Annotated in this window: 7 protein-coding genes, 2 tRNA genes and 3 rRNA genes; 4 read left to right on the top strand and 8 right to left on the bottom strand. The window is 59.7% G+C overall.

Annotated features, from left to right (window positions below):
* Positions 1-111 precede the first annotated feature (111 nt).
* Entirely contained in the window at positions 112-1,182 is a 1,071-nt protein-coding gene (ruvB, locus tag ACF3ND_RS13750; protein WP_394061347.1) for a Holliday junction branch migration DNA helicase RuvB, read from the top strand.
* A gap of 4 nt (positions 1,183-1,186) precedes the next feature.
* On the opposite strand, the gene ACF3ND_RS13755 is transcribed toward ruvB, so the two are convergent.
* On the bottom strand, positions 1,187-1,987 hold the full coding sequence (locus tag ACF3ND_RS13755) for a hypothetical protein (RefSeq protein ID WP_394061349.1): 801 nt from the start codon (positions 1,985-1,987) through the stop codon (positions 1,187-1,189).
* Between the two features lie 90 nt (positions 1,988-2,077).
* On the bottom strand, positions 2,078-3,136 hold the full coding sequence (gene pyrC / locus ACF3ND_RS13760; protein ID WP_394061351.1) for a dihydroorotase: 1,059 nt from the start codon (positions 3,134-3,136) through the stop codon (positions 2,078-2,080).
* A gap of 344 nt (positions 3,137-3,480) precedes the next feature.
* Here pyrC and ACF3ND_RS13765 point away from each other — a divergent pair, with 344 nt between their 5' ends.
* The 3 genes from ACF3ND_RS13765 (at position 3,481) to ACF3ND_RS13775 (ending at position 5,903) form a co-directional block, all read left to right on the top strand.
* Positions 3,481-3,759 (top strand): SWIB/MDM2 domain-containing protein, encoded by a 279-nt coding sequence (locus tag ACF3ND_RS13765; RefSeq protein ID WP_394061353.1) that lies wholly within the window; start codon positions 3,481-3,483, stop codon positions 3,757-3,759.
* 129 nt (positions 3,760-3,888) lie between these two features.
* The gene (locus tag ACF3ND_RS13770; protein WP_394061355.1) at positions 3,889-5,319 is read left to right on the top strand and encodes a cryptochrome/photolyase family protein; all 1,431 of its coding nucleotides are present in this window, start codon (positions 3,889-3,891) and stop codon (positions 5,317-5,319) included.
* A complete protein-coding gene (locus tag ACF3ND_RS13775; RefSeq protein WP_394061357.1) occupies positions 5,316-5,903 on the top strand; it encodes a hypothetical protein in 588 nt (195 codons plus the stop codon). The genes ACF3ND_RS13770 and ACF3ND_RS13775 overlap by 4 nt, the downstream gene beginning before the upstream one ends.
* Before the next feature lie 105 nt (positions 5,904-6,008).
* On the opposite strand, the gene ACF3ND_RS13780 is transcribed toward ACF3ND_RS13775, so the two are convergent.
* The 6 genes from ACF3ND_RS13780 to ACF3ND_RS13805 all read right to left on the bottom strand — a co-directional run bounded on the left by ACF3ND_RS13780 (position 6,009) and on the right by ACF3ND_RS13805 (position 12,158).
* The gene (locus ACF3ND_RS13780; protein WP_394061359.1) at positions 6,009-6,374 is read right to left on the bottom strand and encodes a DUF4870 family protein; all 366 of its coding nucleotides are present in this window, start codon (positions 6,372-6,374) and stop codon (positions 6,009-6,011) included.
* 440 nt (positions 6,375-6,814) lie between these two features.
* Positions 6,815-6,927: ribosomal RNA gene (gene rrf / locus ACF3ND_RS13785) — 5S ribosomal RNA — on the bottom strand.
* A gap of 181 nt (positions 6,928-7,108) precedes the next feature.
* Positions 7,109-9,990, bottom strand: a 23S ribosomal RNA gene (locus ACF3ND_RS13790).
* A gap of 378 nt (positions 9,991-10,368) precedes the next feature.
* Positions 10,369-10,444 (bottom strand) — tRNA-Ala (locus ACF3ND_RS13795).
* A gap of 10 nt (positions 10,445-10,454) precedes the next feature.
* Positions 10,455-10,531, bottom strand: a tRNA-Ile gene (locus ACF3ND_RS13800).
* Positions 10,532-10,621: 90 nt separating this feature from the next.
* Positions 10,622-12,158, bottom strand: a 16S ribosomal RNA gene (locus ACF3ND_RS13805).
* Together the 16S, 23S and 5S rRNA genes with 2 tRNA genes alongside form the textbook arrangement of a ribosomal RNA operon.
* Positions 12,159-12,273 lie beyond the last annotated feature (115 nt).

Genomic DNA, 12,273 nt, shown 5'->3' on the forward strand with positions numbered 1-12,273 from the left:
TGCCGGCCAGGGAACCGCGGCGGGAGCGCGCGGGCATTCATTCGTCCCGGCCTATGTCCGGCCAGGGTCCGCATGGTGTACCATACTGTATATTCAATCAGCCTGAACACCATGGCCATTCACTCCGATTCGCTCTCCAGTCTGCCGTCCGAGCAGCGCATCATCACGCCCAAGGCCCTGTCGCCCAACGAGGAATCCATCGAACGCGCCCTGCGCCCCAAGATGCTGGACGACTACGTGGGCCAGGCCCGCGCACGCGAGCAGCTGGAAATCTTCATCGCCGCCGCCCGCCAGCGCCGCGAGGCCCTGGACCATGTGCTGCTGTTCGGCCCGCCCGGACTGGGCAAGACCACGCTGGCGCACATCATCGCCCACGAAATGGGCGTGAACCTGCGCCAGACCTCCGGTCCCGTGCTGGAGCGTCCAGGCGACCTCGCCGCCCTGCTCACCAACCTGGAACCCAACGACGTTCTGTTCATCGACGAAATCCACCGGCTATCGCCCGTGGTGGAAGAAATCCTCTACCCGGCGCTGGAGGATTTCCAGATCGACATCCTGATCGGCGAAGGGCCGGCCGCGCGCAGCGTCAAGCTGGACCTGCAGCCTTTCACCCTGGTGGGCGCCACCACGCGCGCCGGCATGCTCACCAATCCCTTGCGCGACCGCTTCGGCATCGTGTCGCGACTGGAATTCTACGGCGTGGACGATCTGGCCCGCATCGTGGCGCGCAGCGCCGGCCTGCTCAATGTGTCCACCACCGACGACGGCACCTACGAGATCGCCCGCCGCTCGCGCGGCACGCCGCGCATCGCCAATCGCCTGCTGCGGCGCGTGCGCGACTACGCCGAAGTCAAGACCGGCGGCGTCATCCACACTGAATGCGCGCAGGCGGCGCTGGCCATGCTGGAAGTCGATCCCCAAGGCCTGGACCTGATGGACCGCAAGCTGCTGGAGGCCATCGTGCACAAGTTCGACGGCGGCCCTGTCGGCGTGGACAGCCTGGCGGCCGCCATCGGCGAAGAACGCGACACCATCGAAGACGTCATCGAGCCCTACCTGATCCAGCACGGATTCCTGCAGCGCACGCCGCGCGGCCGCACCGCCACGCTGAACACCTGGCGGCACCTGGGCCTGACGCCGCCGCGCAACAGCGGCCCTCAGGATCTGTTCGACCCCGCCTGATCCTTCAACGACGAGCCCAGGGCCGAAATACCAGGCCCAGGGTGATCGACATGGACACGCCCGCCGCCAGCAGCAAGGCCAGGGGCCAGGCCATCTGCTCCACTGACAGCGCCAGCACGGTGCAGAAACCCGCCAGGCTGGTCGTGCCCAGCAGGGCCGAGCGCAAGGTGGCGATCACGCTGCCCGCTCCCATCTTCTGGTGTATCGTCACCGCCACCACGGTATAACCGATGGGAAAAGCCAGCAGCAGGCCCGAACCGCTGGCGCCCAGCCACTGGCTGGCTGTGGTTACGAACGCCACCAGCACGCCTGCCAGTGCCCCGCGCAACAGCAACAAGCCCCAACCCGCCTTGCCTTTGGCCGCGGTGGCCGCCGACGCGGCCCCGCGCCCCAGGCGCACGCAGCCCGCCGTAACCAGCACAAACACCGCCAGGCCCAGCCAGGGTTGCGCAGGCAGGAAGGCCAGCAGCGCCGCCGAAGCCAGCCAGACCAGCACGGCGCAAGCCAGCGTGCGCCAGGGCGTCAAGGTACGCGCCGCCAGGATGTAGGCCAGCACGAATAGTTGCGTGGCGCACAATGAATACAGCGCATAGGATGCGGCCTGATGCACGAAGGCCGCCGGAAACTGCGCCGCCAGAAAATAGAACCCGGGCCCCAGCACCATGGGCAAGCCGGCCAGCGCTCCGCCGATCAAGGGGCCGAAGGCGCCCACCGACCAAGACACCATCACCACCACCAAGGCCGTGGCCGTCATTCTGATGAGCAGCGCGGGCCACGAAATATCCGCAAATAAGGTATCCAGCATGCTGTATCCGTAGGAGAAACCGCTCCGTGATACGGAAAAAGAAGGCGCGCGGCATGCCGCGCGCCTGCAATTTCCGCTGCACGGAAACGATCAGGCCACCACGCTCCAATCCAGCGATTGACCGGCGGCCAGCGGCACCAGCGGATCACCGGCCATATCGACGGAATCGGGAATGGCGAACTGGCCGCGCTTGAGGGTCAGGCTGCCTTCGTTTACAGGCAAGCCATAGAAAGCCGGTCCATTCAGGCTGGAGAACGCCTCCAGCTTGTCCAGGCGGCCCACCTGATCAAAGGCGGTGGCGTACAGCTCCATGGCGTGCAGGGCCGTGTAGCAGCCGGCGCAGCCACAGGCCTGTTCCTTGCGGCTGCGTGCATGAGGGGCGCTGTCCGTACCCAGGAAGAAGCGGCCGCTGTCGCTGGTCGCGGCTTTCAGCAAGGCCTGACGATGGGTTTCCCGCTTCAATACGGGCAGGCAGTACCAATGCGGCTGCAGGCCGCCCTGGAACAAGGCGTTGCGGTTGTACAGCAGGTGGTGCGCGGTAATGGTGGCGGCGACCGGGCCTTCGGCCTGGCTGACATAGGCTGCGCCATCGGCCGTGGTCAGATGCTCGAACACCACTTTCAATTCGGGGAAGGCCTTGCGCATCGGGATCATGACGCGCTCGATGAACACGGCTTCGCGATCGAACAGGTCCACGGCGGGATCGGTGACCTCGCCGTGCATCAGCAAGGGCATGCCCACTTCCTGCATGACTTCCAGGACCTTGCTGCACTTGCCCAGCAGGTCGGTCACGCCGGCATCCGAATTGGTGGTGGCGCCGGCCGGATACAGCTTGACCCCGTGCACCTTGCCGCTGTCGCGGGCGCGGCGCATCTCGTCGGGGTCGGTGTTGTCGGTCAGGTACAGCGTCATCAGGGGCTCGAACCCTGAATGCACGCCCGTCTTTTGCAAGGCGGCCAGGATACGTTCGCGATAGGCCAAGGCCAGCGCCGTGGTGGTGACCGGCGGGGTCAGGTTCGGCATGATGATGGCGCGGCCAAACTGCGCGGCAGTGTGGCCTACGACGGATTCCAGCACCGCGCCATCGCGCAGATGCAGATGCCAGTCGTCGGGACGGCGAATTACAAGGGTATCCACGGTAGGGCTCATAACTAGGCTCAAAAACGGGCGATCCCGTCCTGCCGGCAGCGCCAAACAGGGCGGGCGGCGCTGGCGCACCGCCGGGACTCGCCTTTTGGGTATCGAATCCATCATTATGCTACAGGCATCCGCCATACGCATGCCTTGTCCCTTCACGCCGAGGCCCGGCCGGCGCTCGGCGCCGCCAGCAAAATCCGCCGCGCCTGTCCAGCCGGGGAAAATCCCCTCGCAGCCCCGGTTGCCTTAGGAAACAAATGGCTTGGATTTCCTGGAAGGATCACGGTATGCTGACAGCGGAGTCGTGCCCAGTCGCATATCCTGTCCTTTCAACTCATTCCTCAGGAGTTCTGTTCATGGCCAGCACTGAAAAAAAGCCTGCTGCTCGCAAACCCAATGCAGCCTTCATGAAGCCCCTCACTCCTAGCCCCACCCTGGCTGCCGTGATCGGTCCCGGCGCGCTGCCTCGTACCGAAGTCACCAAGAAGATCTGGGACTACATCAAAAAGCACAATCTCCAGGATCCCGCGAACCGCCGCAACATCAATGCCGATGCCAAGCTGCGTCCGCTGTTCGGCAAGGACCAGGTGTCCATGTTCGAACTGACCAAGCTGGTCAGCGCCCATCTCAAGTGAGCCGGCGGGTGCGTCGGCACCTCGCACAGTATCAGGCCGCGCCGCTGGGACCAGCCGCGGCCTTTTTTCTTGCCCGCGCCCGCACGCCGTTCTTCGAGCCCGCGCGGCCAGCAGGCCCACATCTATGCCATGAGCCATTCCCTTTCCATCTGCTGGCTGCGCCGCGACCTGCGCCTGCAAGACAATGCCGCCCTGCACCACGCCCTGCGCAGCGGCCGTCCGGTTGCCTGTGTGTTCGTCTTCGACACGAGCATCCTGGAACCGCTGCCCGCCGATGATCTGCGGGTCGCCTTCATACGCGAGAGCCTGCTGCAGGTACAACAGGAGCTGCGCCGCCTGGGCAGCGACCTGGTCACGGCCCAGGGCGATCCCCGGCGCATCTTGCCCAAGTTGGCACAGGACCTGCAGGCCCGGGCCGTCTACGCAAATGAAGATTACGAACCGGCTGCCCGGGAACGAGACGCCGCCGTGGCCCAGGCGCTGGCCGCCCAAGGCCGGACGCTGCACCTGTACAAGGATCAGGTCATCTTCGCACGCGACGAGCTTCTGACCCGACAGGGCGGCCCCTATACCGTCTTCACGCCCTACAAACGGGCCTGGCTGGAGCGTATGGGCGCACACGACGTGCAGCCCCACGATACGCAGCAGGGCGCCTGGGCGCGCCTGCCGGCGCAGGATCTGCCCAGCCTTGCCGAGCTGGGGTTTGAGCCGGGACTGGAAAAGAAACTGCTCAACCCGCCCGGCATGGCCGGCGCACAGCAGATGTTCAAGCAGTTCGAGCCCCGGCTGCACGCCTATGCCAGCCAGCGCGACTTTCCCGCCAAGCGCGGCGTATCCTACCTGTCGCCGCATCTGCGCTTCGGCACGCTGTCCGTGCGCCAGGCCGTGGCGCTGGCTTGGCCAAGCGACTCCCAGGGCGCCGCGACGTGGCTGAGCGAACTGATCTGGCGCGAGTTCTATCAGCAGTTTCTCTGGCATCATCCGGACAGCGCCACCCGAAGCTTCAAGCCTGCCTACCGCGACCTGCCCTATCCAAACCGGGAAGACTGGTTCCAGACCTGGTGCGAGGGCCGCACAGGCTATCCCATCGTGGATGCCGCCATGCGTCAGCTGAATCAGACAGGCTATATGCACAACCGCCTGCGCATGATCACCGCATCCTTTCTGGTGAAGGATTTGCTGATAGACTGGAGGTGGGGCGAACAATACTTTTCGCGCAAGCTGCTCGATTACGACATGGCGTCCAATGTGGGCGGCTGGCAGTGGGCGGCGTCAACGGGGTGCGATGCGCAGCCCTATTTCCGCATCTTCAATCCCGTCACCCAGTCCCGCAAGTTCGACCCCGACGGAGACTTTATCCGGCGCTACGTGCCTGAACTGGCCCGGCTCGATGCCAAGGCCATTCATGCCCCCTGGCAGGCCAGGCAACTGCCGCTTGATTTCGCGCTCGGCCGGGATTATCCCTTCCCTGTCGTGGATCACGATGTCCAGCGGCCCCTGGCCCTGGCCTTGTTCCAGGTAGCGTCCCCGCAAGACAAGACAGATACGGACAGTCAATGAGGATCATCATGTCGGACAACGCGACAACCCTGAACCCACCCCACACTATCCTGGCCCTGCTTCAACATCTGCAGCTTGCTCAACCCCATGCCCAGATCGCCGTGCTGCACTTCACGGATGACGAAGCCGCCATCGGCCTGGCCCGCAAAGGGGTTCCCGTGCACATCGAGCCATTCCCCGAACTGACCTTGACGCAGCTCCTGGCCACCTGCTTCGCCGGTCCCGGCACCACGGCGCTCCAGTTGGAACAAGCCATCGAAGTGGTGGAAGACGCCCTCATGCCGGCGCGGCTGGACTTGCGCCAGTTCCAGGTATTCGCCTCCGGACCGCAAGCCGGCCGGCTCATGCAATGGATCAAGGACGTGACGGGCAATGACAACCACGCCTTGAGCATCGAGAATCTGGAAACCGTTTTCAACATCTATGCGGACGCCACCGTGGGCGCCTCGTCCACGGCCAAAGCCGCTGGGTCAGCTTCGGGGCCGTCCCCGCTGGACGACAAATCGCTCGGCGCTTATCTTCTGTTGCTGCGCGAATGCCTGCACCACCTGCACGTCTCGCAAATCCAGTTGCTCTGCGACTGAGCTCTCCGGACACGGCAGGCAGCCTCTTCCGGACAAGAAAAAAGGTGTTCTAGCGAACACCTTTTTTTGTCAGGACGACTGCCCTGTGAGAGCCAGCGCGTGCGATCAGTAATCCTGTCCCAATGCCTGGCCGCCCGCCAAGGCCAGCCAGCCCTTGATCAAGCGGTGGATGATCCACACCAGGGCGACCAAGCCTGTCACCCAGCCAATGAAAACCGCCGTGAGCAAGGCGCTGAGCACCACCCAGAGCAGCCCCCACCAAAAGGTCTTGATGATCCAATCCAGATGGCTGGCGTAAATGGTTCCGGAGGCGTCACCCCGCTTGACGTAAGCCAGGATGACTGCGGCCACCGCCGCCGCTCCGAAAAGGCCCGCACTGATCATGGCCAGGGAAAACAGGGCATAACAGATATGCGCTATCTTGCGCAGCGGCAGGCCAGGTTCGAGTTCGGGGTTGACGGGCTGGTTCATTCGGTTCTCCTGAATCAAGCATTGACGACAACAGTACCAAACCATTTTACCCGTTCTTGCTGAGCTGGCATCGTCTGTAACAACCTGCAAGCTCAGCCTCCCTGGACGGGCAGGACCATGCCCTGCTTGATGCAGGTCAACGGGACGGGTTCGGGACATTCAATGACTGGAAGCCGGGCCGCCTCCGAGCGCCTGGTGCAGCGGCCTGCACGAGGATTGGGTACGGCGCGGGTTCCGAGCCGCGCCGAGACGCTGGCGGCTGCCAGCCGCGCCCGGGCGAGCGCGACGGGAGGCCGGATGTGTCGGGCGCAGTCGCCCGCCCTGCAGGGGGGCAGGCGCGGCTAGGGTTCAGGCCGCGGGCATGCGCCGCCCTTGTTGCGGGCGCGCGTAAAAAGCAAAACCCCCGCAAGGGTAGCTTGCGGGGGTTTTGGCGGATAAGAGCTTGACGATGACCTACTTTCACAGACGTCCGTCCACTATCATCGGCGCGAAGGCGTTTCACAGTCCTGTTCGGGATGGGAAGGCGTGGGACCACCTTGCTATGGTCGTCAAGCGTAACTGGTTGCCGGGTCGCCTTGCGAGGCGGCCTGGCCAATATGGAAGAAGCACCGCGTTCGGGATCAGTACGGATCGCGAACACGTGTCTCGAAGGGTTGGAGCGCGGGCTGCGCTGCACATTCAATATTTACGTTCTGTGGTCAACAACTTGGACTCGCTACAACCACAAGGGTTATAGGATCAAGCCACACGGGCAATTAGTACTGGTTAGCTACATGCATTACTGCACTTCCACACCCAGCCTATCAACGTCCTGGTCTCGGACGACCCTACAGGGGGGTCAAGCCCCCGGGATACCTAATCTTCAGACGAGTTTCCCGCTTAGATGCCTTCAGCGGTTATCTCTTCCGTACGTAGCTACTCGGCAATGCCATTGGCATGACAACCGATACACCAGTGGTACGTCCACTCCGGTCCTCTCGTACTAGGAGCAGGCTCCGTCAAGTATCCAACGCCCACGGCAGATAGGGACCAAACTGTCTCACGACGTTTTAAACCCAGCTCACGTACCTCTTTAAATGGCGAACAGCCATACCCTTGGGACCGGCTACAGCCCCAGGATGAGATGAGCCGACATCGAGGTGCCAAACACCGCCGTCGATATGAACTCTTGGGCGGTATCAGCCTGTTATCCCCAGAGTACCTTTTATCCGTTGAGCGATGGCCCTTCCATACAGAACCACCGGATCACTATGTCCTACTTTCGTACCTGTTCGACTTGTCAGTCTCACAGTCAAGCACGCTTATGCCATTGCACTATCAGAACGATTTCCGACCGTTCCTAGCGTACCTTCGAACTCCTCCGTTACACTTTGGGAGGAGACCGCCCCAGTCAAACTGCCCACCATGCACGGTCCCCGATCCCGATAAGGGACCTAGGTTAGAACCGCAAACAGACCAGGGTGGTATTTCAAGGATGACTCCACGCGATCTGGCGACCACGCTTCAACGTCTCCCACCTATCCTACACAGGCCGGTTCACAGTCCAATGCAAAGCTACAGTAAAGGTTCATGGGGTCTTTCCGTCTAGCCGCGGGGAGATTGCATCATCACAACCATGTCAACTTCGCTGAGTCTCAGGAGGAGACAGTGTGGCCATCGTTACGCCATTCGTGCAGGTCGGAACTTACCCGACAAGGAATTTCGCTACCTTAGGACCGTTATAGTTACGGCCGCCGTTTACCGGGGCTTCGATCAAGAGCTTGCACCCCATCACTTAACCTTCCGGCACCGGGCAGGCGTCACACCCTATACGTCCACTTTCGTGTTTGCAGAGTGCTGTGTTTTTAGTAAACAGTCGCAGCCACCGATTCACTGCGGCCTCGTCATGCTCCGTGCGCAGGCACTTCACACTACAGAGGCATACCTTCTCCCGAAGTTACGGTATCAATTTGCCGAGTTCCTTCTCCTGAGTTCTCTCAAGCGCCTTGGAATATTCATCCCGTCCACCTGTGTCGGTTTGCGGTACGGTCTCGTAGAGCTGAAGCTTAGAGGCTTTTCTTGGAACTGCTTCCAGTCAGTTTAGAGCCGAAGCTCTATTCAGTCACACCCTTGAATTACGCACCCGGATTTGCCTAAGTGCCTTCTACGATGCGCCAACGGGGACATCCAACACCCCGATGACCTTCTGCAATCCGTCCCCCCATCGCACTCTACGACGGTGCGGGAATATTAACCCGCTTCCCATCAGCTACGCATCTCTGCCTCGCCTTAGGGGCCGACTCACCCTGCGCCGATGAACGTTGCGCAGGAAACCTTGGACTTACGGCGAGGGGGCTTTTCACCCCCTTTATCGCTACTCATGTCAGCATTCTCACTTCCGATACCTCCAGCATCCCTCACAGGACACCTTCACAGGCTTACGGAACGCTCTCCTACCATGTGTACATAGTACACATCCGCAGCTTCGGTCTATGGCTTAGCCCCGTTACATCTTCCGCGCAGGACGACTCGATCAGTGAGCTATTACGCTTTCTTTAAAGGATGGCTGCTTCTAAGCCAACCTCCTGACTGTCTATGCCTTCCCACTTCGTTTCCCACTTAGCCATAGTTAGGGACCTTAGCTGGCGGTCTGGGTTGTTTCCCTCTTGAGTCCGGACGTTAGCACCCGGTGCTCTGTCTCCCACGCTGTACTTGTCGGTATTCGGAGTTTGCCATGGTTTGGTAAGTCGCTGTGACCCCCTAGCCATAACAGTGCTCTACCCCCGACAGTAATACGTGAGGCACTACCTAAATAGTTTTCGGAGAGAACCAGCTATCTCCAGGCTTGTTTAGCCTTTCACTCCGATCCACAGCTCATCCCCTAATTTTTCAACATTAGTGGGTTCGGTCCTCCAGCACGTGTTACCGTGCCTTCAACCTGGCCATGGATAGATCGCCTGGTTTCGGGTCTACACCCAGCGACTGAATCGCCCTATTCGGACTCGCTTTCGCTACGCCTCCCCTATTCGGTTAAGCTTGCCACTGAATGTAAGTCGCTGACCCATTATACAAAAGGTACGCAGTCACCCCCGAAAGGGCTCCTACTGTTTGTATGCATATGATTTCAGGATCTATTTCACTCCCCTTCCGGGGTTCTTTTCGCCTTTCCCTCACGGTACTGGTTCACTATCGGTCGATCACGAGTATTTAGCCTTGGAGGATGGTCCCCCCATATTCAGACAGGATTTCACGTGTCCCGCCCTACTTGTTCGACGCTGAGTTCCACGTCCTGGATTTCGTCTACAGGGCTATCACCTGCTACGGCTGGACTTTCCATTCCATTCGACTATCCAAGACGCTAAAACGTCCAGGCTGCTCCGGTTTCGCTCGCCACTACTTCCGGAATCTCGGTTGATTTCTTTTCCTCGAGTTACTGAGATGGTTCAGTTCACTCGGTTCGCCTCCACACACCTATGTATTCAGTGTGGGATACCGCATTGCTGCGGTGGGTTTCCCCATTCGGACATCTACGGCTCAAAGCTTGTTTGCCAGCTCCCCGTAGCTTTTCGCAGGCTACCGCGTCCTTCATCGCCTGTGATCGCCAAGGCATCCATCATATGCACTTATTCGCTTGATCCTATAACGCTTACGGCTATAGAACCGATGAGTATACGTTGTTGCCGTTCATCAATCCTTAGCTGTCATCCCATCCGAGGAAGGGACAACGTCTATATTTTTGAGAACTTGTTGAACATAAATTGTTCGTGTTGCAATCACAACCCGTGCATTGTCTACACCGCCTCCAAAGAGTCGATGCGTATCAGACAACACACCTTCGTTGTGCTTCTTCCAGATTGTTAAAGAGCAGATCGTGGGTTGGCTAACCCAACGAGCAGCGCTCTTGCAAAAGAACGCTCTTCGTTGAATCTCGCGCTGCGCCCGGAGTACATCCGGGCCTGCCCCGCTCATGTCATGACGTCCAGTACTGTGTCGCCGCACCGCCTGCAGCAGGCGGTGGTGGAGGATGACGGGATCGAACCGACGACCCCCTGCTTGCAAAGCAGGTGCTCTCCCAGCTGAGCTAATCCCCCGAGGTAATCGTGGTGGGTCAAGTTGGAATCGAACCAACGACCCCCGCCTTATCAAGACGGTGCTCTAACCGACTGAGCTACTGACCCATCTGTCACCAGTGGGCGATACCCTATGGTCATGACCTAACTAACAGCCAATAAGTGTGGACGCTTTCGCTTTGCGAGCCCTTCGCTCTGAAAGGAGGTGATCCAGCCGCACCTTCCGATACGGCTACCTTGTTACGACTTCACCCCAGTCATGAATCCCACCGTGGTAAGCGCCCTCCTTGCGGTTAGGCTACCTACTTCTGGTGAAACCCACTCCCATGGTGTGACGGGCGGTGTGTACAAGACCCGGGAACGTATTCACCGCGACATTCTGATCCGCGATTACTAGCGATTCCGACTTCACGCAGTCGAGTTGCAGACTGCGATCCGGACTACGATCGGGTTTCTGAGATTAGCTCCCCCTCGCGGGTTGGCGACCCTCTGTCCCGACCATTGTATGACGTGTGAAGCCCTACCCATAAGGGCCATGAGGACTTGACGTCATCCCCACCTTCCTCCGGTTTGTCACCGGCAGTCTCATTAGAGTGCTCTTGCGTAGCAACTAATGACAAGGGTTGCGCTCGTTGCGGGACTTAACCCAACATCTCACGACACGAGCTGACGACAGCCATGCAGCACCTGTGTTCCGGTTCTCTTGCGAGCACGGCCAAATCTCTTCGGCTTTCCAGACATGTCAAGGGTAGGTAAGGTTTTTCGCGTTGCATCGAATTAATCCACATCATCCACCGCTTGTGCGGGTCCCCGTCAATTCCTTTGAGTTTTAATCTTGCGACCGTACTCCCCAGGCGGTCAACTTCACGCGTTAGCTGCGCTACTGAAGCCTAACGGCCCCAACAGCTAGTTGACATCGTTTAGGGCGTGGACTACCAGGGTATCTAATCCTGTTTGCTCCCCACGCTTTCGTGTCTGAGCGTCAGTATTATCCCAGGGGGCTGCCTTCGCCATCGGTATTCCTCCACATCTCTACGCATTTCACTGCTACACGTGGAATTCTACCCCCCTCTGACATACTCTAGCTCGGCAGTTAAAAATGCAGTTCCAAGGTTGAGCCCTGGGATTTCACATCTTTCTTTCCGAACCGCCTACACACGCTTTACGCCCAGTAATTCCGATTAACGCTTGCACCCTACGTATTACCGCGGCTGCTGGCACGTAGTTAGCCGGTGCTTATTCTGCAGATACCGTCAGCAGCGCCCTGTATTAGAGGGCGCCTTTTCTTCTCTGCCAAAAGTACTTTACAACCCGAAGGCCTTCATCATACACGCGGGATGGCTGGATCAGGGTTTCCCCCATTGTCCAAAATTCCCCACTGCTGCCTCCCGTAGGAGTCTGGGCCGTGTCTCAGTCCCAGTGTGGCTGGTCGTCCTCTCAAACCAGCTACGGATCGTCGCCTTGGTAGGCCTTTACCCCACCAACTAGCTAATCCGATATCGGCCGCTCCAATAGTGAGAGGTCTTGCGATCCCCCCCTTTCCCCCGTAGGGCGTATGCGGTATTAGCTACTCTTTCGAGTAGTTATCCCCCGCTACTGGGCACGTTCCGATACATTACTCACCCGTCCGCCACTCGCCGCCAAGAGAGCAAGCTCTCTCGCGCTGCCGTTCGACTTGCATGTGTAAAGCATCCCGCTAGCGTTCAATCTGAGCCAGGATCAAACTCTTCAGTTTAATCTCTGTGGTTGTCCCGTCTTGCGACGAGACCGATTGTGTCTCAAAGAAAAATTCAGAGTTTACACAAGGTAAATCTTCATTTTTCGTCTGTGAGCACTTGATACAAACTTGT

This window comes from Alcaligenes sp. WGS1538, from assembly GCF_043187505.1.
In the GTDB taxonomy this organism is placed as follows: Bacteria; Pseudomonadota; Gammaproteobacteria; order Burkholderiales; family Burkholderiaceae_B; genus Alcaligenes.